The sequence below is a fragment of the Rhodoferax potami genome (assembly GCF_032193765.1).
GTDB lineage: Bacteria > Pseudomonadota > Gammaproteobacteria > Burkholderiales > Burkholderiaceae_C > Allorhodoferax > Allorhodoferax potami.
This window is the reverse complement of sequence record NZ_JAVBIJ010000001.1, coordinates 1,547,892-1,569,125: the sequence shown is the minus strand read 5'-3', so window position 1 is coordinate 1,569,125 and position 21,234 is coordinate 1,547,892. Positions and strand designations below refer to the sequence as shown.

The 21,234-nt window shown below is 60.5% G+C and carries 18 protein-coding genes and 1 pseudogene; 10 read left to right on the top strand and 9 right to left on the bottom strand.

What is annotated here, in order from left to right; all coding sequences use genetic code 11:
• Nucleotides 1–18: 18 nt before the first annotated feature.
• Entirely contained in the window at nucleotides 19–939 is a 921-nt protein-coding gene (locus RAE21_RS07490) for a DMT family transporter (protein ID WP_313880830.1), read from the top strand.
• 15 nt (nucleotides 940–954) lie between these two features.
• Here the strand turns inward: RAE21_RS07490 and RAE21_RS07485 are convergent, their stop codons facing one another.
• From RAE21_RS07485 to RAE21_RS07455, 7 genes and pseudogenes are all read right to left on the bottom strand, one after another.
• Nucleotides 955–1,956 (bottom strand): Bug family tripartite tricarboxylate transporter substrate binding protein, encoded by a 1,002-nt coding sequence (locus RAE21_RS07485; protein WP_313880829.1) that lies wholly within the window; start codon nucleotides 1,954–1,956, stop codon nucleotides 955–957.
• Nucleotides 1,957–1,993: 37 nt separating this feature from the next.
• Nucleotides 1,994–3,235, bottom strand: a complete 1,242-nt coding sequence (locus RAE21_RS07480) for a CaiB/BaiF CoA transferase family protein (RefSeq protein ID WP_313880828.1) — start codon at nucleotides 3,233–3,235, stop codon at nucleotides 1,994–1,996.
• 53 nt (nucleotides 3,236–3,288) lie between these two features.
• A pseudogene (locus tag RAE21_RS07475) lies at nucleotides 3,289–3,423 on the bottom strand (enoyl-CoA hydratase); the annotation flags it as partial.
• Nucleotides 3,424–3,435: 12 nt separating this feature from the next.
• Complete coding sequence (locus RAE21_RS07470) at nucleotides 3,436–4,593, bottom strand: acyl-CoA dehydrogenase family protein (protein WP_313880827.1); 1,158 nt, start codon at nucleotides 4,591–4,593, stop codon at nucleotides 3,436–3,438.
• Between the two features lie 23 nt (nucleotides 4,594–4,616).
• Nucleotides 4,617–5,825, bottom strand: coding sequence for an acyl-CoA dehydrogenase family protein (locus RAE21_RS07465; protein ID WP_313880826.1), 1,209 nt, complete (start codon nucleotides 5,823–5,825; stop codon nucleotides 4,617–4,619).
• 22 nt (nucleotides 5,826–5,847) lie between these two features.
• Nucleotides 5,848–7,044, bottom strand: coding sequence for an acetyl-CoA C-acyltransferase (locus tag RAE21_RS07460; protein WP_313880825.1), 1,197 nt, complete (start codon nucleotides 7,042–7,044; stop codon nucleotides 5,848–5,850).
• A gap of 63 nt (nucleotides 7,045–7,107) precedes the next feature.
• A complete protein-coding gene (locus RAE21_RS07455) occupies nucleotides 7,108–9,231 on the bottom strand; it encodes a 3-hydroxyacyl-CoA dehydrogenase NAD-binding domain-containing protein (protein ID WP_313880824.1) in 2,124 nt (707 codons plus the stop codon).
• A 173-nt stretch (nucleotides 9,232–9,404) separates the two neighbouring features.
• Between RAE21_RS07455 and RAE21_RS07450 the strand changes: the two genes are divergently transcribed.
• The 5 genes from RAE21_RS07450 (at nucleotide 9,405) to RAE21_RS07430 (ending at nucleotide 13,929) form a co-directional block, all read left to right on the top strand.
• Nucleotides 9,405–10,304 (top strand): LysR family transcriptional regulator, encoded by a 900-nt coding sequence (locus RAE21_RS07450; protein WP_313880823.1) that lies wholly within the window; start codon nucleotides 9,405–9,407, stop codon nucleotides 10,302–10,304.
• A 267-nt stretch (nucleotides 10,305–10,571) separates the two neighbouring features.
• Complete coding sequence (locus tag RAE21_RS07445) at nucleotides 10,572–10,868, top strand: hypothetical protein (RefSeq protein ID WP_313880821.1); 297 nt, start codon at nucleotides 10,572–10,574, stop codon at nucleotides 10,866–10,868.
• Nucleotides 10,859–11,476 (top strand): tetratricopeptide repeat protein, encoded by a 618-nt coding sequence (locus RAE21_RS07440; RefSeq protein ID WP_313880820.1) that lies wholly within the window; start codon nucleotides 10,859–10,861, stop codon nucleotides 11,474–11,476. The genes RAE21_RS07445 and RAE21_RS07440 overlap by 10 nt, the downstream gene beginning before the upstream one ends.
• Nucleotides 11,477–11,554: 78 nt before the next feature.
• Nucleotides 11,555–11,818, top strand: coding sequence for a DUF4212 domain-containing protein (locus RAE21_RS07435; RefSeq protein WP_313880819.1), 264 nt, complete (start codon nucleotides 11,555–11,557; stop codon nucleotides 11,816–11,818).
• Nucleotides 11,815–13,929, top strand: a complete 2,115-nt coding sequence (locus RAE21_RS07430) for a sodium:solute symporter family protein (RefSeq protein ID WP_313880818.1) — start codon at nucleotides 11,815–11,817, stop codon at nucleotides 13,927–13,929. The genes RAE21_RS07435 and RAE21_RS07430 overlap by 4 nt, the downstream gene beginning before the upstream one ends.
• 159 nt (nucleotides 13,930–14,088) lie before the next feature.
• Here the strand turns inward: RAE21_RS07430 and RAE21_RS07425 are convergent, their stop codons facing one another.
• Both RAE21_RS07425 and RAE21_RS07420 read right to left on the bottom strand, forming a co-directional pair.
• Nucleotides 14,089–14,916 carry an SDR family NAD(P)-dependent oxidoreductase gene (locus tag RAE21_RS07425; RefSeq protein ID WP_313880817.1) on the bottom strand — a complete coding sequence of 276 codons (828 nt, stop codon included), beginning with the start codon at nucleotides 14,914–14,916 and terminating at the stop codon, nucleotides 14,089–14,091.
• A 42-nt stretch (nucleotides 14,917–14,958) separates the two neighbouring features.
• Entirely contained in the window at nucleotides 14,959–15,357 is a 399-nt protein-coding gene (locus RAE21_RS07420; RefSeq protein WP_313880816.1) for a rhodanese-like domain-containing protein, read from the bottom strand.
• A gap of 77 nt (nucleotides 15,358–15,434) precedes the next feature.
• On the opposite strand from RAE21_RS07420, the gene ftrA reads away from it, so the two are divergent.
• The 4 genes from ftrA to RAE21_RS07400 all read left to right on the top strand — a co-directional run bounded on the left by ftrA (nucleotide 15,435) and on the right by RAE21_RS07400 (nucleotide 21,101).
• Nucleotides 15,435–16,439 (top strand): transcriptional regulator FtrA, encoded by a 1,005-nt coding sequence (gene ftrA / locus RAE21_RS07415; protein ID WP_313880815.1) that lies wholly within the window; start codon nucleotides 15,435–15,437, stop codon nucleotides 16,437–16,439.
• Nucleotides 16,440–16,667: 228 nt separating this feature from the next.
• A complete protein-coding gene (locus RAE21_RS07410; protein WP_313880814.1) occupies nucleotides 16,668–17,306 on the top strand; it encodes a protocatechuate 3,4-dioxygenase in 639 nt (212 codons plus the stop codon).
• Between the two features lie 20 nt (nucleotides 17,307–17,326).
• Entirely contained in the window at nucleotides 17,327–18,328 is a 1,002-nt protein-coding gene (locus RAE21_RS07405; protein WP_313880813.1) for a metal-dependent hydrolase, read from the top strand.
• Between the two features lie 79 nt (nucleotides 18,329–18,407).
• Entirely contained in the window at nucleotides 18,408–21,101 is a 2,694-nt protein-coding gene (locus RAE21_RS07400) for a putative bifunctional diguanylate cyclase/phosphodiesterase (protein ID WP_313880812.1), read from the top strand.
• Nucleotides 21,102–21,234 lie beyond the last annotated feature (133 nt).

The window sequence follows — 21,234 nt, the reverse complement described above, 5'->3', positions numbered from 1 at the left end:
CGGTAAGCCCTGTTGTGCATGTCATTTTTTACCCGCCCTCGAAATGTGTTTCTGCTTGCAGGCCTGTGTTGCCTGCTGTGGGGGAGTGCCTATCCGGCCATCAAGCAGGGCTATGCTTTGTTGGAGATCAGTCGCAGCGACTTGGCTGCGCAGATTTTGTTTGCGGGCTACCGGTTTGTAGGGGCTGGCGCTTTGCTCCTGATGTTCGCCAAGCTCACTGGTAAGGACTTGCGATTGCAACGTGCGCAGGTGGGTGAAATGGCTGCACTGGGGGTGTTCCAAACCACGCTGCAGTACATCTTTTTCTACATCGGCGTAGCCAACACCACGGGGGTGAAGGCATCCATTCTCAACACCTCCGGCGTGTTTTTCAGTGTGCTGCTGGCGCATTTTCTGTACCACAACGACACCCTGACTTGGCGCAAGATGTCAGGTTGCGTGCTGGGCCTCGCAGGGGTGCTGGTAGTGAACGCGGGCGGGCTGCTGGGTGATGTCCATCCGGCCGACACAGGTTTCTCCTGGCTGGGAGAAGGCTTTGTGGTGCTCGCCGCGCTGGTGTTGTCGTCCGCATCCCTCTACGGAAAGCGGCTTTCACAGCGTATGGACTCGGTGGTCATGACAGGCTACCAACTCGGTATCGGCGGGGTGGTGCTGGTTGCCATAGGGTTGGGCGCTGGCGGCCAGATCGTTGGCTTTACGTGGCCAGCGAGCTTGCTGCTGGTCTACATGGCGTTTTTGTCGGCGGTGGCATTTGCACTCTGGGGCGTGCTACTCAAACACAACCGCGTGAGCACGGTGGCTTTGTATAGCTTCCTGGTGCCGGTGTTTGGGGCAGGCCTGTCCGCACTCTTTTTGGGCGAGTCACTTCTCGAGTGGAAGTACCTCGCCGCTTTGGTGCTGGTGAGCCTGGGCATCTACCGCGTTACCCAAGAGGCCTGAACACCGCCATCGAAATCACTCGAGGGTGGCGCCAGACACCTTGACAACGCGCTCCCACACCGGTGCGTCTTTCTTGAACTGAGCGTTGAACTGTTCGGGGCTGCTACCCACGGGGATAAAGCCCATCTGCAAGATGCGGTCACGCACATCGGGCAGCGCCAGGATGGCTTGCACCTCTGTGCCCAGGCGGGCCACCACCTCGGGCGGCGTTTTGGCCGGCGCGCTCATGCCCAACCAACCGGTGACCTGAAATACCTCGTCCTTGATGCCTTGTTCGGCCATGGTGCTGACTTTGGGCAGTGCGTCCATGCGCTGGCCACCGGTAACGGCCAGCGCTTTGAGCTTGCCTGAGTCAATATAGGGTCGGGCAGACTGCAAGCTGGCAAAAGCCATCTGGAACTGGCCGCCCACCAAATCTTGCAACATCGGGGCCTCGCCCTTGTAGGGCACATGGTTCATGTCCGCCTTGAGCTTGTCAGACAGCCAAGCACCGGCGAGGTGAGAGTAAGAGCCCATACCCCACGACCCGTAAGCCACCTTGTTTTTGTTCTTCTCAATGTAGGCCAACAACTCGGGTGCGTTGGACACCTGCAGCTGCGGGTTCACCAGCAATACGACCGGGGCCAGGGCGATTTGCGTGATCAGCGCTTGGTCTTTTTGCGGGTTGTAGGGCAGCTTTTCGTACAGGTACTGGTTGATGAGCATCGTTGTGCCCAGTGACAGCAGCAAGGTGTGGCCGTCTGCAGGGGATTTGAGTGCCGCATCGGTGCCGGTAACGCCGCCGGCACCGCCACGGTTGTCTACCAGCACCGGTTGGCCCAAGCGGGCTGACAGCTTTTCGCCGATCGCTCGGGCCGTGATGTCAGTCGCACCACCGGCTGCGTAGGGCACGATTAGTTTGATGGGTTTGCTAGGCCAGCTTTGAGCCAAGGCGGTGCCCGCGTGCCCGAGAGTGGCCAGTGCTGTTGCAGCCACCAGGGCGGTAACCAGTGTGCGGCGTGGGATGGGTGTTGTCATGTCGATGTCTCCTCGTTGTGGTTTGGGTGAAAGGGTTTTATTCGGGTAGCGTCAGCACACCCCGGGCACGCAGCGCCTCCAGTTGGGCGTCGGTCATGTGTAGCAGTTGCGTCAGCACCTCGCGCGTGCCTTCGCCCAGGGTGGGCGGCGCATTCCGGATCGGCAGGCGCTGCCCGTCCAACCGGTAGGGCGGCGCAAATACGTGGGTGGTACCTGCCACAGGGTGCGGCATGTTCTGCACCAGCCCGCCACGTTGGGTGCGCTCGCTGGTGAGCGCTTCGTGCAAGCCAGCCACCTTGCCGCAGGGGATCCCCTGGGCCATCAAGCGCTCCAACAGCACGTCGCGCGGGAACTGGCAGATCAGCTCGGTGAGCAGGGGAGCCAAGGCCACCCGGTTGCGGGCACGTTCCACGTTGGTGGTAAAGCGGGGGTCTTCGACGATGTCAGGTCGCATCACCACCTGGCGGCAGAATTTGTCGAACTGGCTGTTGTTGCCCACGGCAATGATCAACGGGCCGTCGGCCGCTTCAAACATGCCATAGGGCATGATGGACGGGTGGGCATTGCCATAGCGGGCAGGGTCTTTGCCCAAGATCAGCGCGTCCAGACCGTAGTAACCGGTGACCATCACGCCGCAGTCGTAGAGCGCCATCTCGATCAGCTGGCCTTTGTGCGTGCGCTCACGGCGGAACAATGCGGCCAGCACGGCCTGTGCAGCGTACATGCCGGTCATCATGTCTACCACTGCCACGCCGAACTTCAGTGGCGGCATGCCGGAGTCGCCATTTAAAGCCATCAAGCCGGCCTCGCCTTGAATAACGAGGTCGTATCCCGGGCGCTTGGCCTCGGGGCCGCTCGTGTCGTAGCCCGCGATGGCGCAGTAGATCAGGTCTGGCTTGATGACCTTGAGCTGCTCAAAGCCCAGGCCCAACTTTTCGGCACCACCGGTCTTGAAGTTGTGGATGACCACATCGAACTGCGGCAGCATCTCCCGGACGATGCTGATGGCCTCGGGGCTTTGCAGGTCCAGGGTGATGGACCGCTTGTTGCGGTTCATGCCGTTGTAGTACGTGGTCTCGGTTTTGCCAATGCGAATACCCCAGTCCCGGGTGTCGTCGCCGCGACCGGGGTGCTCCACCTTGATAACTTCGGCGCCAAAGTCGGCTAACACCTGGCCGCACAGTGGCCCGGCAAATACGCGTGAGAGGTCCAGCACCCGCACGCCGCTTAAGGGCAGGTCGGGTTGGTCAGTGCCGGGGTTTGGTAGGGTGGGTTCCATGTCGGGTCAGGTACTCAGTAGGTTCAGGCCGCGGGGCTGCGCAGTTTGACGAAATCGGCGGTGCGCTTGTCAAGAGCGGCACCGATGCCCCGGTAGAACTCCGGGGTCAGCGCGTTGCGGGCTGCCGGGTTGTGGTTTGACAGAATGAGCACCGCCCCTTCACGGCGGGTCAATAGGGCGTGGGTCATGATCGTCATGGCTTAAGCGCAGACAGCTGCCTGCCCTAGAGCGATAAAGCGGGCCAGGTGATGGTCTTCGTCGCCAAACTGGTGGTCGATCATCACCAGGCGTTTGGCATAGTGCGCCAGTGGCAGCTCCCAAGTCATGCCGATACCGCCATGCATCTGGATGCTTTCTTCCGCCACCAGTGTGCCGATGCGGCCTACGCTGTATTTCGCGGCAGACAAGGCTCTCTCGCGTGTGGTGCGATCGGTGTCGTCCACCGCTGCGGCGGCGTTGATCACCGCCGAGCGGGCTTGCTCCACTTCCAGCAGCAAGTCGGCCATGCGGTGCTGCAGCGCCTGGAAGCTACCGATCGGTACCCCAAATTGTTTGCGGGTGCGTAGGTATTCCAGTGTCTGGTCTTTGGCCATGTCCATGGCCCCCAAGCTTTCAGCTGCCAGCGCTAACAGCGCGTAGCCACTGATGCGTTCCAGCACAGCCAGGCCTTGGCCCGGTGCGCCTAGCAGGGCGCTGGCATCTACCGCCACGTTTGTAAATGTCAACTCGGCGGTGCGGCCGCCGTCGATGCGGCCGTTCCCACGCCGGCTCACACCCGGAGCATCGCCCTGAACAAGGAACAGGCTGATACCGTCGGCGTCCAGCGGCTGCCCCGCGGTGCGGGCGGACACCAACAGCAGGTCGGCCGCATCGCCCATGGGTACCACCGCCTTGCGGCCATTCAGCACCCAGTCGCCGGCTGAAGGGTCGGCCGCTGGGGTTGCGCTCAGGGTGACATGGCTCAGTTCGTAATGGCTGCCGGGCTCCTCGTGCGCCAGTGCCGCAACGCTCGTGCCCGCCATGATGGATTCCAGAGCGGCCCGCTGTGCGTCGGTGCCCGCTGCGATCAGGGCTTGCCCGACCACCAGCGCGCCCAGCAAGGGCTCTACCGCTAGGTTACTGCCCAGGCATTCAAACACCACGCTCACGTCAAAACCGGTGCCGCCAAAGCCACCCGCATCTTCCGGAAACAGCGCGCCGATGGTGCCCAATTCCGCCAGACCGGCATAGACCTCTCGGGAAAAGCCAAGCGCGCTGCCAGCGCTCTGGTGGCGGATCTCGATGCCATTTTTTTCCGACAGAAAGCGATTCAGTGAATCCGCCAGCATGTGGCGGTCTTCGGTGTGTTGGAAGTTCATGGGTGAGTCCCTCTCGCCAAGGCTCAAAGGCCCAAAATCATCTTGGAGATGATGTTTTTCTGGATTTCGTTGGAGCCACCGAAGATCGACAGCTTGCGGTAGTTGAAGTAGTGGGCCGCTGCGGTAGCCGCCTCGGGCTCGCCCAGCAGGGGCTCGGCATAGCCGGCGTATTGGGCTTCTTCTTCAAATGGAAGGGCATAGGGCCCCATGGCGCGGCGGATGAGCGACAGGATTTCTTGCCGGATCTCGGTGCCGCGGATCTTGAGCATCGAGCTCTCCGCGCCAGGCACACCACCGCTGGCGGCAGCGGCAATGACCCGCAGATTGGTGGTTTTCATGTTCTCGAGATCGATGTCTACACGGGCCATACGGGCTGCGAACAGCGGGTCTTGGTCGAGGGGTTTACCGTTTTTCAAGACCCGCGCGGCAATCACCTTGAGCTTGACCAGCGCCGCAATACAAAAGCCCACGCCCGCGATACCGGTGCGCTCATAGGTGAGCAGGTATTTGGCGTAAGTCCACCCCTTGTTTTCTTCACCGACCAAGTTTTTGGCGGGCACTTTCACGTTGGTGAAAAACACCTCGTTCACCTCGCAGTCGCCATCCAGCGTGCGGATAGGGCGCAAATCCACACCCGGTGAATTCATATCCATCAGCAAGAAGCTGATGCCTGATTGGGCTTTGGCCTCGCGGTCGGTGCGCACTAGGCAAAAAATCATGTTGGCGTGCTGGCCTTGGGTGGTCCAGGTCTTCTGGCCGTTGACGATGTAGTGATCGCCACTTGCATCGGTGACCCGGACCGCAGTGGTCTTGACCGATGCCAGGTCTGAGCCCGCGCCGGGCTCGGAGTACCCCTGACACCACCAGTCTTCGCCGCTCAGGATGCGCGGCAGCCAGTGCGCTTTTTGCTGCGCATTGGCATATTTGATGAGCACTGGGCCCAGCATATTCACGCCAAACGGCACGATGCGCGGGCCACCCGCCAGTGCGCATTCGGTATCGAAAATAAACTTCTGCACGGTGCTCCACCCGGGGCCGCCATGGGCCTCGGGCCAGTGGTTGGCCAGCCAGCCGCGGGCGTTGAGGATGGCGTGCCATTCTTCCTGGTCGGCTTTGCTCAGGCGTTGGCCGGCTTTCACCTGGTTGGCAATGCGGGCGGGCAGTTGGTCTTTCAGGAAGGCCCGCACATCGTCGCGGAAGGCTTGCTCTTGGGGGGTGAATTGGAGATCCATATCGATGCTTCGGCTAGCCTGCTCAGAAAATTTCAAACAGTCCGGCGGCACCCATGCCACCGGCAATGCACATGGTTACCACGCCCCATTTGACGCGCTGGCCCTCTGCATTGCGGCGGCGGCCTTCCAGCAAAATGTGACCTGCCAGCCTTGCACCTGTCATGCCAAAGGGGTGACCGATGGCGATGGCACCGCCGTTCACGTTCAGGCGGTCGGCCGGAATATCCAGCGTTTGCTGGCAGTAAATGGCTTGTGAGGCAAATGCCTCGTTCAGCTCCCACAGGTCGATGTCGTCCACCGTCAGGCCGTGGCGCTTCAGTAGTTTGGGCACGGCATAGACCGGGCCGATACCCATTTCATCCGGCTCGCAACCCGCTATGGCCATGCCACGGAAGGCACCCAGCGCTTGCAGCCCCAGGCGCTCGGCCTCTCCAGCCTCCATCAGCACGCAGGCGCTGGCACCGTCGGACAGTTGCGAGGCATTGCCGGCGGTGATGAACTGGTCCGCCCCTTTCACAGGCGCCAGTTTGACCAGGGATTCGTAGGTGGTGCCCGCGCGGTTGCAGGTGTCCCGGTCGACCTTAGCCTCGCGTTGGCTTACCGTGCCGGTGTCTTTGTCCGTCACTGCCATGGTGGTGGTGATGGAGACAATTTCATCGGCATACCGGCCGGCGGCTTGCGCTTGGGCCACTTTGCGCTGGCTTTCGACCGAGAAACGGTCTTGCGCTTCGCGGCTGATGTGGTATCGGCGGGCCACGATATCGGCGGTGTCGATCATTTCCATGTACAGCGCGGGTTTGTGCTCCTGGATCCACGGGTCCAGGCCGCTTTGGCCATCCTGGCGCGAGCGGATGCCTGAAATACTTTCCACACCACCGGCAATCATGGCCGGTGCTCCGTCCACCACGATGCGCCCGGCAGCGATCGCAATGGCTTGCAAGCCCGATGCGCAGAAGCGGTTCACCGTGGTGCCGCCGATGGACAAGGGCAGTTGCGAGCGGATGATGGCCTGGCGTGCCACATTGCGCCCGGTGATGCCTTCGGGGTAGCCGCAGCCCAGAATGGCGTCCTCGATCAGCGCGGGGTCAATCCCTGCGCGGTCGACCGCAGCACGGACCGCAAAGCTGGCTAGCGTGGGGCCCGGCGTGATGTTGAGCTCGCCACGGTGCGATTTGGTCAGTGGCGTGCGAGCGGTCGAGACGATAACGGCCTGGCGCATAAAAAGGGTCTCCTCAGGTGCGGTGCGATGTGGGGGCAGGGGGGGTGAGTGTGTTGGCTGCAATCAAGTGGGCAGCTGGTTCAGGCTCGCGAAATCTTGGCCCTTGGCCACCAGTTTTTCCAGCAAGGGTGCGGGCTGCCAGAACAGCGGGTCTTCTTGGGCGAAGGCCCGTATATCGGCCAGGATGTTGGCAAGACCCACGGTGTCGGCGTATTTCATGGGGCCGCCCCGAAAGCGTGGGAAACCGTAGCCGTAAAGAAACGTCACATCAATGTCCAGCGGCCGCAGTGCGATCCCATCGGCCAGCACCTTGGCTCCCTCGTTAACCATGGCGGCCATGTAGCGGCGCATGATTTCCTCGGGGGTGAAGCTGCGTGGAGTGATGCCTTTTCTGGTGCGTTCGGCGTCCACAATGGCGAGCACCTCCGGATCAGGCTGGCCGGTGCGGGCGCCTTGCGGGTAAAGGTAAAACCCGCGGCCGGTTTTCTGGCCGAACCAGCCGCGCTCGCAGATGCGGTCAGCGATTTCGACATAACGGGCTTTCGGGTCGCGTGTGGCTGCACGGCGTTTGCGGGTGGCCCAGCCGATGTCTCCACCGGCCAGATCGGTCACTTGGCACGGACCCATGGGGTAGCCGAAAGCCCGCACTGCCGCATCGATCTCGTAGGGGCTGGCACCGTCTTCCATCATGTAATCAGCTGCCTGCTTGTAGCTCGCTAGGATGCGGTTCCCGATAAAACCGTCGCAGACCCCTGCGCGGACCGGCACTTTTTTCATGCGTTTGGCCAGTTCAAAGGCCGTGACCACCACATTCGGGCTGACGCGGGCGGGCACAACAATTTCCAGCAGCTTCATGATATTTGCCGGGCTGAAAAAGTGCAGACCGATCACGTCTTGTGGGCGGCGGGTTGCTGCAGCGATGGCGTCGATATCGAGGTACGAGGTATTGGTTGCCAGCACCGCGCCGGGCTTGCACACCGCGTCCAGTTGCTGGAAAACGGCTTTTTTGACTTCCAGGTCTTCGAACACTGCTTCGATCACCAGGTCGGCGGCTGCAAGGTCGGCAAAGTCAGTACTGGGCCTGAAGCGGGCGAGGGTGGCCATCTTGTGCGCCTCAGTGAGGCGGCTTTTGGCGATCAAACCGTCGTAGACCTTGGTCACATTGACGACGCCACGGGCAAGCGAGTCCGCATCGCGCTCCACCATGGTCACCAGCAGTCCGGCATCCAGCGCCGCCACGGCAATGCCTGCGCCCATGGTGCCCCCGCCGACGACAGCCACGCTATCCACTGTGCGTGGCGCGGCGCCACGGGCTTCGGGCACTTTGCTCACCTCGCGCTCGGCGAAAAATGCGTGGATCAGACCTGCACGTTGCGGGCTGTCGATGCAGCCCATGAACAAACGGCGCTCCAGGCTCAGTCCCTCGTCAAACGGCAGCTCTACTGATGCGCGTACCGCTTCAAGGATCTTGAGTGGTGAGAACAGCCCGGGCGACTTTTTGGCCGTATCTTGTTCCAGAGCACTCAGCTCTGACAGGGCGATCTTAGGGTTGGTAATTGCGATATCGCGCACACGCCGTACCGGCGCACCTTGGGCCAGCAGTTCGTTGGCATAGGCCAAGCCGGCATCCAGGGCGGTGAGGCTGCTATCCGTGACGCGGTCCACCAAACCGGCTTCAAGTGCGGCGTGCGCGTCCACCGGTTTGCCACTGAGCATGAACGCCGAGGCAGCTTTCGCGCCCATGAGGCGGGGCGCGCGTTGTGTGCCACCGGCGCCGGGCATCAGGCCTAGGTCGACCTCCGGCAAGCCCACTTTGGCGCCGGGCAGGGCTAAGCGGTAGTGCGCACTCAGCGCTACTTCCAGGCCACCACCCAATGCGGCGCCTTGCAGGGCAACCACTACTGGTTTGCTGCACGCCTCGATGCGGTTGCATACGTCGGGCAGCGACGGTGACACGAGGGGCTTGCCAAATTCGCGGATGTCTGCGCCGGCGATAAAAGTTTTGCCCTCGCTCACGATCAATACCGCGCCCACCTCCGGCTGGGCCTCGCCCTGTTCGATGGCGTCAAACAGGCCCAGGCGCACCGCTGCGCTCAGCGCGTTGACGGGCGGGTTGTTGACGGTGATGACCCACACGCGGCCATGCCGGTGGCCGGTCACTGCGGGTGACGCGTTGTCGTGCTCCATGCGTTTGTCTCCGTTGTTGTTGTTGTCGTGAGAGCAAAGGCTATTCTTTTGGAGCGGCTCTTTTTTTACAATCACAAAATTTATTGACAAACTGTCAAATATGATTTGACGCTTTGGCCATCGGATGACCCGTATGCTGTTTAACGCCACCACACCAAGATACCGGCAGGTCCATGAGTCTTGACCTTTCTTCCCTGACCCTGCTGGTGGAAATCATCGACGCGGGCAACCTGAGCCAGGCGGCCCGCAAGCTCAAGATGACGCGGGCCAATGTGAGCTACCACTTGAGCCAACTTGAGAAAACAGTGGGCCTGCAACTGGTGCACCGCACGACCCGCAGGGTGGAGCCCAACGAGGTGGGCTGGCGCCTCTACGAGCACGGCCGCGCCATCAGCAACGAGATCCTTGCCGCCAAAGAAACCATCAGCAACTTGGGACAGGAGCTGCAAGGGCGGGTGGGCCTCAGCATGCCCAGCGGCTTCGGGCAGATGGTGATGTCGCACTGGCTGATCGAGTTCAAGGGGCTGTACCCCGGCATCGTGCTCGATGTGGTGTTCGAGAACCGGGTGGAAAACCTGCGCGACGAGGTGGACATTGCCATCCGCATCCTGCCCGAGCCCCCTCAACAACTGGTTGCGCGTGACATGGGCACCGTGCGCTACTTGGCGTGTGCATCCCAAAGTTATGCCCAAACCCATGGCCTGCCGACCCAGCTGGACCAACTGCGCACGCTCCCAGTGATTACCGCCAATGTGGTGGGGCGGCAGCTTTCATTGCGCGGCTACAAAGACAACGAACGGCACGATGTGCTGTTGGCCCCCACCTTGATCTCAGACCATTACCCGTTTTTGCGGCAAGGCGTTCTGGCGGGCTTAGGCATCGGACTGGTACCGGACTATGTGGTGCAGGATGTGATCGCCAGTGGCGAGGTGGTGACCGCGCTCGATGACTACCGCCTGAGCATATTCGGCACCCAGATGTACCTTTTGTACCTTCCGAACCGCCGCCAGACGCGCGCAGTGCGCACCTGCATTGACTTTCTCTTGGCCAAAGCGAATGGAAGCGCTGAGTGAGGTGTGAGGCCCTTGATAGGGTTACTCCACGCCTAGGAGTTTCCCTTAGCTACTAGGCCCGGAGCTCACTTCTATGAGACCTATTTGCGCTGTCAGCGTCTCGTCAGGCTGTTATGGGCGCCGAGTGGGCGGGGCTTTTTGACGGTCGCTTTTTCAGCACTTTTTCGAGCGGGATAACAGCATCGCCCCGGTACATTCAGGGGTTTGGATGCGACGTGCTTGCTCCATAGAATCCGCCGAATTGACTTGATCAAGGAATCGGAAGCTATGTTGTTGACCGTCGTCATTGCAAAAAGTCTGGTGGAGCTTTCGCTGATGTTCATCATCGGAAGATTCGTTTTGGGGCTCCTGGCCGGCCCCAAGCGGGACCACAACGTTTTCTGGCAGTTGCTGGATGTGGCATCCAAACCGGCCTTGTGGCTGACTCGCAAAGTCAGCCCGAGGTTGATTCTTGATCAACACATTCCCTTGGCAGCCAGCAGCTGGCTCCTGATCGCCTGGGTGGCGCTGGTGCAACTGAAGGTTGACATGTGCCTGCAGATGGGAGCCAACGTATGCCAATAAAAGCAGGCTCCCTTGCGGCTCAGCCCCGCAGTGCAACGCGCGCCACGCTGCTCCTGTTGAGGCTGAAAGCCAAAGCATTACTCGTCCTGGGTTTGCGCAGTTCCGCCCGGGCCGTGTTTGAAGAGATCGCGACGCTCTTTCCTTCGGATGTCTTGGCGCTCAATAGCTTGGGTTACGAAGCACTCAATACTGGCGACCTTCAGACAGCTCTGACCTATTTTGAAAAAACTGTGCAGCTCACGCCAGCGAGCACCCACGCCCACTTCAACCATGGCTTTGTGCTCGAGGCCCTGGGCCGCAGCGAGCAGGCGGAGCGGGCGTTCCGGCAGTCTTTGCATCTTGACGACAAGATGGACCGTGCCTGGTACGGCTTAGGTCTTGCCTTGGTCCGTCAGCGTCGCTTTGTGGAGGCCATCGAGGCCTTCAAACGCAATACCACCTTGCAGTCCATGAGCCCCTTTGCCTGGTACCAGATGGCACGGGTTTATATGGAAATGAATCAACCCGACGAGGCCTTGACGGTGATGCGGCACCTGAATGGATTCGAGCCGAAAGTGGCCGCACAGCTGGAAAGGGAAACCGGGTTGAGCTTGAGCGCAGTGCATTAGCGGAGGGGCTTCGCAGTTGCTGCGCCAGGTGAAGGAGCGAGAGAAGGTCAATCTAACTTCAACAAGAAGGAGACAAGGATGCAACTCACTGAAAAGCACCGGGAATACTGGCGCAAAAACCTAAAGATCACGGGAGCCTTGTTGCTCTTGTGGTTCTTTGTCACGTTTGTTTTGGGGTATTTCGCCCGAGATTTGACGTTCAGCTTTTTTGGCTGGCCGTTCTCTTTCTGGGTGGCAGCGCAAGGCGCCCTCGTGGTGTATTGCCTGATTATTTGGTTCTACGCCCGCTACATGAATAACCTGGACAAAGAGTACGGGGTCGCCGAAGGAGAATCCACATGAGCATTTTTGCTGGCGCTGGCCAAACCCAAAGCCAATTTCAAAAATCCCTGAACAAAGTCTTCATTTGGTACGGAGGTGGTTTCGCCGCTTTCGTCCTGGTGCTGGCTTTCCTTGAGCAGATGGGCATGCCCAAGGAGTACATCGGCTACGCCTTCTTGGCCGCCACCGTGCTGTTGTATGGCGGCATCGGTGTGATGAGCCGTACCAATGATGCGGCCGAGTATTACGTCGCGGGCCGTCGCGTTCCAGCCATGTACAACGGCATGGCCACGGGCTCCGACTGGATGTCTGCGGCCTCGTTCATCGGCATGGCAGGTACCCTGTACCTGACCGGCTACGGCGGCTTGGCCTTCATTCTGGGCTGGACGGGCGGCTACTGCCTGGTGGCGCTGTTTCTGGCTCCTTACTTGCGCAAGTTTGGCCAGTTCACCATCCCAGACTTTTTGGGGGCCCGCTACGGCGGCAACATGGCACGCCTGATCGGCGTGTTTGCGGCCATCCTGGTGTCTTTCGTTTACGTGGTGGCTCAGATCTTTGGTGTGGGCTTGATCACGGCACGTTTGACCGGCCTGTCGTTTGACGTGGGTGTGTATGTGGGCTTGGCCGGGATCCTGGTGTGCTCGTTCCTGGGTGGCATGCGGGCAGTGACCTGGACCCAAGTGGCCCAGTACCTGATCCTGATCGTGGCCTACATGATTCCGGTGGTCTGGCTGTCGGTGAAACACACCAATATGCCCGTGCCACAGGTGTCCTATGGCTACCTGTTGGAAAAAGTGTCTGCCAAGGAAGAGCTGTTGCTGAAGGACCCCAAGGAACTCGAAGTCCGTGGCATCTTCAAGGCACGCTCCGACGAAGCGGTTGAAAAGCTGAAGGATGTTCCTGCTGCCATGGCTGCCGACAAAGCGGCTGCGACCAAGAAGTTGGAAGACCTGAAAGCGGCCAACGCGCCAGCATCAGATATCAAGGCGGCAGAAACAGCATTGGCTGCACTGCCTAAAGATGAGGCTGCCGCCAAAGCTGCTTACACAGCTGCACGGACCTCCAATGCAGCCCGGGCCGCACCACCTTTGCGCCATGCTGAACCTTTCCCCGGTAAAGATGATGCAGCGCGCGATGTTGCTCGCAAGAACTTCCTGGCGCTGGTGTTCTGCTTGATGATTGGTACGGCCGCCTTGCCGCACATCCTGATGCGCTTCTACACCGTGCCCTCGGTGCGTGAAGCGCGTGAATCGGTGGCGTGGTCATTGTTCTTCATCTCACTGCTGTACTTCACAGCGCCTGCCTTGGCGGTGTTGGTGAAATTTGATATCTACACCTTGTTGGTCGGCACGCCGATGGATCAGCTCCCGGGCTGGATCGCGCGCTGGAACGTGGTGGACCCGACGCTGATGGCGGTGTCTGACATCAATAAAGACGGCATTCTGCAACTGGCAGAAATCCGCTTGGGTGGAGACATTGTGGTGCTGGCTACGCCAGAGATCGGTGGCTTGCCATTTGTAATCTCCGGGCTGGTGGCTGCGGGTGGTTTGGCTGCGGCTTTGTCCACAGCGGATGGCTTGCTGCTCACCATCGCCAACGCCTTGTCACACGACGTGTACTACAAGGTGGTGGATCCCAATGCTTCTGCCACTCGCCGTGTGGCTATTTCCAAGTCCATCCTGGTAGTAGTGGCGTTGGCAGCAGCCTATGTGGCGGCGTTGCGCATGGCGGACATTTTGTTCCTCGTGTCTGCAGCGTTCTCGTTTGCTGCGGCTGCGTTCTTCCCCGCTTTGACACTGGGTATCTTCTGGAAACGCGCTAACAAGTGGGGTGCATCGCTGGGCATGTTGGCGGGCTTGGGCATATCGTTCTATTACATGGTGCAAACCCATCCATGGATGTACGGCCTGTTCCACGATCATGCAATCACCCCTGAGATTCTGAAGGCCAACACCTGGTGGGACATCGCCCCCATCTCCGCCGGCATCTTTGGTGTACCGCTGGGTTTTGCCGTGATCATTGTGGTGTCCCTGCTCACCAAGGCACCTGAGAAGGAAGTGCAGGACCTGGTGGAGCATGTTCGCTTCCCCAGTTTTGACGGAACCACTTCGCAAGGCAGTGCGGCGCATTAAGTAGCCCCATAGAGGATTGCGGCGCCGTGCCGCATCTTCCTGTATTCGACATAAGCCCCGCTGTCTCCCGACTCCGGGGCTTTTGTGTTGGTGAGTACCGATCCGCCTCAGGAGTCGCTGGACGCAGACTGTCGGTGGATTGGCCTGCGCGGGCCAAACCTATCGGCAGAACGGTGCCACCATCGCTTCGCTTTGCTCCCACAAACTGCGCGCTGCGCTGCCATCAGCATCCTGAAAACGCAGTGGCATGGGTTTGGTTTTGTTGTACATCTCACCGGGTTCCCAGTCGGTACCGGGCTGTCCTTCGGCAAGCGCAGTCAGGCGCTGCCCGCTGGACTCCGGGCTGATGGTGAAGAGGTATTTCAAGGGGGTGTGGTACAGCACCCGCATGAGGTGGCTGGTCTCGCTGGCAAAGTTGCTGCGCACCACGCCGGGGTGAAATGCCACTGCCGCAATACCGTCGGCACCATGCCGGCGCTGGAGTTCGCGGGTGAAGAGAATGTTCTCCAGCTTGCCGTTGCCATAGGCCTGCTCCGGCCGGTAGTGGCGTTCGTTGTTCAGGTCGTGGATATCAAAGCTGCCGCCAAAGACATTTGCCGCAATACTGGCGGTTTGAATCACTTTGGCTTTGCCCGCTATCAGCTGCGGCATCAGCAGCTTGGTTAAAAGGAAGTGGGCAAGGTGGTTCACTTGAAAGGTCTTTTCGAACCCGTCCTGGGTGAGCTCCCGCGGGCCCATGATGCCGCCAGCGTTATTGGCCAGCACCTCGATGCGCGGGTGATGTGCAAGCTCTAGGGCCAGCCGCTGCACATCGGCAAGTCGGGTGAAATCGGCCACATGAAATGGCGCCCCCAGCTCGCGGGCCAGCGTTTCGGTTTTGTCGCGCGAGCGGCCCACGAGGATGACGTGGTGCCCTTTGGCCTTGAGCTGCCGTGCACTGGCGGCGCCGATGCCATCGCTGGCGCCGGTGATAAGAATGGTGTTCATGCACTCACTGTGCCACAAGCGCAAGGTGGCCCATGGGCGTGTTCAAGCGTCACCGGTGGCTAGCGCAAAGCCTTCATCCAGCCAGCCGGTGATGCCACCGGCCATGATCTTGACCGGTCGTCCCAAGCGCGCCAGCCTGAGCGCGCCACGGGCGGCACCATTGCAGTGGGGCCCGGCGCAGTAAGTCACAAACAGCGTGCCCTCCGGCCACTGGGCCATCTTGCTCTCTACGATCTTGCCGTGGGGCAGGTTGATGGCGCCCGGCACATGCCCGCGTGCAAACAGGGCAGGGGAGCGCACGTCTAGCAACACAAAGTCGGCGCCTTGTGCCAGGGCATCGTGCGTATCCCAGCAGTCGGTCTCAAAGGTCAGTTCGGCAGCAAAGTGCGCCTCGGCAAGAGTGGAGCTGGCGGCGGGTATAGCGGTCACTGCGGTGGGCATGGAGTTCTCCGGTGTGTTGTAAGAGCCTCTATGGTGCAAACAGGCGCAAATTTCTACAATTGGCGTAAAAGACATATATGACAAAAATCGCGCCAAACTCTGCCCGCTCAAACTCAAGTGCGTCTTGGTCAACCACCGGGCCGCTGGTAGTGGTGCCCGTGTATGACGGCCTGTGTACTTTTGAGTTTTCTATTGCGGCCGAGATCTTTGGCCTTTCCCGGCCTGAAATGGGTCCTGGCTGGTACCGCTTTGCCAGAGCGGCCATCGAGCCCGGCCCGCTGCGCGCGCACGGAGGATTGCAAGTTACGACCGATGGCGATGCCCGTTTGCTGGAGCAGGCGGACCTGATCGTGATGGCCGGCTGGAAGGGTGCCCTGGTGCCTGTGCCTGATGCACTGGCTCAGCAGTTGCGGGCTGCATGGCAACGCGGCGCGCGGCTGGCGTCTATTTGCTCAGGCGCTTTTGTGCTGGCCGCTACCGGCTTGCTCGATGGCCACCGCGCAGCCACCCATTGGCGCTACGCCAAAGCGCTGCAAGCCCAACACCCAGGGGTGGAGGTGGACGCCAGCGTGCTGTATGCCGAGGGCGATCGCGTCTACACCTCTGCCGGTAGCGCCGCTGGCATTGACCTGATGCTGCACATTGTGCGCAGTGACTTTGGGGTAGAGGCTGCCAACAGCGTGGCGCGCCGGCTGGTCATGCCACCGCACCGCAGCGGGGGACAAGCCCAGTTTATGGAACGCCCGGTGCCGCAAGAGGGTGACTATCGCTTGGTGCAACTGCTGGACGACGTGCGCAACGATCTGCAAGCGCCGTGGACGGTGCAGCACATGGCCGATCGCGTTGCCATGAGTCCGCGCACATTTTTGCGCCGCTTTGCCGAACTCACCGGCCAGTCCCCCGGCCAGTGGGTGGTGGCTGAACGGGTAGAGCATGCCAAGCGCCTGCTGGAGGGCAGTGCGCTGCCGGTAGAGCGCATCGCCACCGAGGTGGGTTTGGGCAGCATGCAGGCCCTGCGCCACCACTTTCAGCAGCAGCTGGGTTTATCGCCTAGGCAGTATCGGGCGATGTTTTTAGGTTAAATCGGCCTATAGCGCTCGTATTGATTGTGCGATTAGCTATTGATTTGATAGCAATTCGAATGGCGACTGAGGGCTTCCAGTGGGTGACAGCTGGCTCTCCGGTGTCTTAACCGCAGATGGAGTTTCGCGAGCTGAACACCGCTGCTAGCGCACTGCACGGCGTGGGCGGGAACTTTTGCTGGCCCCGCGATTCCGATACGCACTTTTGCTTCACCACCCAAAACGCCTATGCACCCACCTCACTCCCGCCGGTCCCTGTTGGTTCGTGGTGCCGGCATGCTGGCTGCCACCGGTGCGCCGGCCTGGCTTGCGCCAACGGTTGCACAAGCCCAGTCGGTTTTGCGGCCCACACCCCGGCAGACCGAGGGGCCGTTTTATCCGGTAGCACTGCCCGGCGACCAAGATTTTGACCTGCTGCGCAATGGGGGTGCGGTGTACTCCAAAGCCCAGCCGGTCTGGGTCGAGGGGCTGGTGATGGACACCCGTGGCATGCCAGTCGCTGGCGCGGTGGTTGAAATCTGGCAATGTGACCACGAAGGGCATTACCACCACCCACAAGACGGCGGCAAAGCGGACCCAAAGTTCCAGGGCTTTGGCCGGGTGGCGGTGGGCAAAGATGGCCGCTACCGCTTTCGGACCATGCGGCCGGCCCCCTACAGCGGGCGCACGCCTCACATCCATGTGAAAGTCAAGTTAGATCGTAAGGAGCTGCTCACGACGCAACTTTATGTGGCGGGCGATCCGGGTAACCCGCGCGACGGGCTCTGGCAGCGCCTGGATCTGCAAGACAGGGCGGCGCTGACCCGCGAGTTCAGTGCTTCAGCGGATGGGCTGCGTGTCGACTTTCCCATCGTGGTACAGGTCTAAGCGCTAAAGCCAACTCTGCAATGGATTCTTTAACCCAGATAGCGCTTGGTTCAGCGGTGTGTGTGGCCGTCATGGGCCGGCGCACCGCGGTGTGGAAATCCGCTTTGTGCGGGGCAGTGGCCGGCACCTTGCCGGATTTGGATGCCCTCATCGACCATGGGGATGCCATTTCCAATATGGTGCTGCATCGGGCGGAAAGCCACGCCTTGTTCTTTCTGACTCTGGCGGCCCCTGTGTTTGCCTGGTTGGTGGCGCGGGGGCGCGACTTTATGCGCTGGTGGCTGGCACTTTGGCTGGTGTTGGTGACCCATCCCTTGCTAGACACCATGACGGTGTACGGCACCCAGTTGCTGCAGCCGTTTTCCAATTACCCCTTCGGGGTAGGTAGCGTGTTCATCATCGATCCGGCTTACACCTTGCCGCTGATCCTTGGGGTGGCGGCGGCCTGGCGCTGTAGAGATCTGGCGCGCGGGCTTCGGTGGAACATGGTGGGCTTGGCCTTGTCGACAGCCTACCTGGGCTGGAGTGTGTTGGCGCAACAGCATATCGAACAACGTGCGCGCGCATCCTTGAGTGAACAGGGTGTGTCTGCCCAGCGGGTGCTGGTGACGCCGGCGCCCCTGCAAACCTTGCTCTGGCGGGTGGTCGCCTTGCCAGACGATCCGGCTGATCCGAAGTTTCATGAAGCTTATGTATCGGTGCTGGACGGCCAGTCCCCGGTGCAATGGGAAGCGCATGCGCGGGGCAGCGAACTGCTGATCGAACACGCAGCCTCCGCACCGGTGGCGCGTTTGACGGCGTTCAGCCACGGGTTCGTGAAGGGCGCAATCGCGCCTGACGGACAGCTGCGGATTACGGACCTGCGCATGGGGCAGGAGCCGCACTATGTGTTCAGCTTTGACCTAGGACTGCCTGAGGCCGTCGGCCAGACGCCCGCCACACAGGTCAGTGCCCGCCCGCCCGTAGGTCCTACGCTGCGTTGGATCGGACAGCGGATGTGGGGGCCAGCAGCACGGCAATAGTGCTTGGGTCGATCAAGGACATCAGGCGGCGCACCAACGCAGTCAACTTCTGTCCGCGGCAGCTATGATGCAGCCAACGATGGAACCAAAGATTGCCCCGCATCTCACGCCGGTCAGCAGGAGTGACGAAGAGGTCTACCGACCCGTTACTTGGGAGCCTTCTTTTTCTTTTCTCAAAGCCGCAGTGGTCGCCATCTTTCTGAGTGGTGTGCTGGTTACTGCGGCAATCTATGTCTTCATCCCCCATGGCCTGAGCGCAGCGCTGCGCACCAGCACTATCCTGCTAGTGGGCGCTGCGGGATGGTTCTTCTTGTGGCGGAAGAGATTGCAGACCACGGTTACCGCTCTGGGTGTGGGCATGTGGCTTTACGTTGCCTTGATGATGTTTGTGGGCGGCGGGATTACCGCACCCGTTCAGTTTGTGTTTCCGCTGATCATTTTCATGCTGGGTTGGCTGGTCAGTACCCGGGTCGCGCTCATCGTCGCGGCCCTGACGGCGGGTGTCACCATCCTTACTGTTGTCGCCACAAAAGGCGGGTGGCTGCCGCAATCCGCCGACTCCCCCCCTTGGTTGCATGCGCTGGTGCAGATTTGCGTGTTTTTGATGGCGGCAGTTTTGGTGCATTTTCTGGTCCTGGCTTATCAGCGCCGATTGCGTGAGCTGGATCTGACCAATATCCGGATCGCTCTGCGAAGTCGTGATTTGGAGTTTGCAAAGTTGGAGTTGCACCAAGCGCAAGCGCAAGCCCAGGTCGGGAGCTGGGTGTACACGGTCGAGTCCGACACGATGCAGCTGTCTGATGAGGCCTGCCGGATTTTCGGATTACCGAATGGCGCTACGTTGAGCCGTGATTCGTTCCTCGACCTGATACCGGTCGACGAGCGTGAGGCCGTCTTTGCCCTCTGGCGTGACGCGGCACGGACTCAGCCTGTCTTTGAGGCTGAGCACCAGGTCAGGGTGCATCGGGGGCTGCACTGGGTTCTGCAAAAAGCGAGATTTGAGCGGGATGACCAAGGTACCGTGTTCCGGGTGACCGGTACCACCCAGGACATTCACACCCGTAAATTGGTGGAGCTGAACCTGCGGCAGTCTGAGCAAAAGTTCGCGACTGCATTTCAATCCAGTCCGGTGGCGGCTTCGATTGCGACGCTGGCGGAAGGGCGATTCGTTGAGGCCAACGAGAAATACCAGCGTGACTTCGGTTGGGCCCGTGCCGAGTTGTTGGGCAAGACCGCGCTGGAGATGGGCTTCTGGCCTGAGAGCGAGATGCGGCTCCAGTGGCTGCGCGCGCTGAAGGCCAGGGGCAGTGTGGTGGACTACGAGACGAGCTGGGTGCACAGGAATGGCGATATCCGCAAGGTCAGCATTTCGGGGGAAATCATTGACCACAGTGGCGTCCCGTGCATATTGGCTTTTGTCACTGACATTACGGAGCGCAAGGCGGCCGAGGCCCAGATACACAGCTTGGCATTTTTTGACGCACTGACAGGTCTGCCGAATCGCAGACTGTTGCTCAACCGGCTGGAGCTCGCGCTGGTAACGACCCAGCGCAACCACCGATTGGGGGCGTTGCTGTTTATTGATCTCGACAACTTCAAAACACTGAACGATACCTTTGGGCATAACAAGGGGGACCAGCTATTGCGGCAGGTTGCGGAGCGCCTGGTCGCCGCAGTCCGTGACGGCGATACGGTGTCGCGTTTGGGGGGCGATGAGTTCGTCATCTTGCTCGATGACTTGGCGGACGACGCGTTGCTGGCCGGCCGGCAAGCCGAGGTCATTGCAGGAAAAATTCTGCTGGAGCTTGACCGCAGTTACGAGATTGGAGAGATCCAGTTTCACAACACGCCCAGCATTGGCGTGACCTTGTTCGGGGACCGGCTTGAAGGCACTGAAGAGCCACTCAAGCGGGCGGATACGGCCATGTATCAGGCTAAGTCTGCGGGCCGAAACACGGTGCGGTTTTTTGATCCGATGATGCAAGCCGCTGTTTCCGCCCGCCTGCAGCTGGAGACGGACTTGCGGTCCGCCATGGGCGGGGCAGAGCTTTTTTTGCTGTACCAACCTCAGGTCGATGAGCGCGGCCTGATCATTGGCGCGGAGGTGTTGGCACGCTGGGAGCACCCGCAACGTGGGTTGATTTCGCCGGTTGACTTTATTCCCGTGGCAGAGAGCAGCGGGCTGATTCTGCCCTTGGGGGAGTGGATCATTCGCAGCGCGTGTGAACAGCTGAGGTTGTGGGCCGATCAGCCCGACCTAGCATCACTGGAATTGGCTGTAAATGTCAGCGCCCGGCAGTTTCGGGATCCGGAGTTCGTGCCCATCGTTCTGAGGATCCTGCAAGAAACGGGCGTCAATCCCCAGCGCCTCAAGCTGGAGTTGACCGAAAGCATGCTGATTGAAGGTGTTGATTTGGTGATTTCCAAAATGAAGCTGCTCAAGGCCCATGGGCTGGGCTTTGCTCTCGACGATTTCGGCACGGGCTACTCTTCGCTGGCCTATCTCAAGCAGTTACCTTTTGACCAGATCAAGATCGACCAGAGTTTTGTGCGCGACGTGCTGGATGACCCGAACGACGCGGCCATCGCCCGCATGGTGATTGTGTTGGCGGAAACGCTGGGCCTGAAGGTGATCGCGGAGGGGGTAGAGACCCAAGCGCACTGCGCACTGTTGATGGAGCTGGGGTGCAAGGGTTTTCAGGGCTTCTATTTCAGCCACCCGGTGAGCGCCAGTGCGATGGAGCAGGTCATGCGCCATCCACGGCTGTCATGAGCAACTCTTTCTAGCTGGCACCATTTCCGTTTTTTATGCGCTGAATGGCCAGCGCTTGCTCCACGTCAGCTGAAAAACTTTTGTTCCCTCGGACCCAATATGCGCTTGAGAGCCTGCCTCTGGCAAAGTAGGC

What these genes read in the sequence shown, in the direction of transcription:
- RAE21_RS07490 (WP_313880830.1), top strand. Translation starts at nt 19, where the DNA reads ATGTCATTTTTTACCCGCCCTCGAAATGTGTTTCTGCTTGCAGGCCTG.
- RAE21_RS07485 (WP_313880829.1), bottom strand. Translation starts at nt 1,956, where the DNA reads ATGACAACACCCATCCCACGCCGCACACTGGTTACCGCCCTGGTGGCT.
- RAE21_RS07480 (WP_313880828.1), bottom strand. Translation starts at nt 3,235, where the DNA reads ATGGAACCCACCCTACCAAACCCCGGCACTGACCAACCCGACCTGCCC.
- RAE21_RS07470 (WP_313880827.1), bottom strand. Translation starts at nt 4,593, where the DNA reads ATGAACTTCCAACACACCGAAGACCGCCACATGCTGGCGGATTCACTG.
- RAE21_RS07465 (WP_313880826.1), bottom strand. Translation starts at nt 5,825, where the DNA reads ATGGATCTCCAATTCACCCCCCAAGAGCAAGCCTTCCGCGACGATGTG.
- RAE21_RS07460 (WP_313880825.1), bottom strand. Translation starts at nt 7,044, where the DNA reads ATGCGCCAGGCCGTTATCGTCTCGACCGCTCGCACGCCACTGACCAAA.
- RAE21_RS07455 (WP_313880824.1), bottom strand. Translation starts at nt 9,231, where the DNA reads ATGGAGCACGACAACGCGTCACCCGCAGTGACCGGCCACCGGCATGGC.
- RAE21_RS07450 (WP_313880823.1), top strand. Translation starts at nt 9,405, where the DNA reads ATGAGTCTTGACCTTTCTTCCCTGACCCTGCTGGTGGAAATCATCGAC.
- RAE21_RS07445 (WP_313880821.1), top strand. Translation starts at nt 10,572, where the DNA reads ATGTTGTTGACCGTCGTCATTGCAAAAAGTCTGGTGGAGCTTTCGCTG.
- RAE21_RS07440 (WP_313880820.1), top strand. Translation starts at nt 10,859, where the DNA reads ATGCCAATAAAAGCAGGCTCCCTTGCGGCTCAGCCCCGCAGTGCAACG.
- RAE21_RS07435 (WP_313880819.1), top strand. Translation starts at nt 11,555, where the DNA reads ATGCAACTCACTGAAAAGCACCGGGAATACTGGCGCAAAAACCTAAAG.
- RAE21_RS07430 (WP_313880818.1), top strand. Translation starts at nt 11,815, where the DNA reads ATGAGCATTTTTGCTGGCGCTGGCCAAACCCAAAGCCAATTTCAAAAA.
- RAE21_RS07425 (WP_313880817.1), bottom strand. Translation starts at nt 14,916, where the DNA reads ATGAACACCATTCTTATCACCGGCGCCAGCGATGGCATCGGCGCCGCC.
- RAE21_RS07420 (WP_313880816.1), bottom strand. Translation starts at nt 15,357, where the DNA reads ATGCCCACCGCAGTGACCGCTATACCCGCCGCCAGCTCCACTCTTGCC.
- ftrA (WP_313880815.1), top strand. Translation starts at nt 15,435, where the DNA reads ATGACAAAAATCGCGCCAAACTCTGCCCGCTCAAACTCAAGTGCGTCT.
- RAE21_RS07410 (WP_313880814.1), top strand. Translation starts at nt 16,668, where the DNA reads ATGCACCCACCTCACTCCCGCCGGTCCCTGTTGGTTCGTGGTGCCGGC.
- RAE21_RS07405 (WP_313880813.1), top strand. Translation starts at nt 17,327, where the DNA reads ATGGATTCTTTAACCCAGATAGCGCTTGGTTCAGCGGTGTGTGTGGCC.
- RAE21_RS07400 (WP_313880812.1), top strand. Translation starts at nt 18,408, where the DNA reads ATGGAACCAAAGATTGCCCCGCATCTCACGCCGGTCAGCAGGAGTGAC.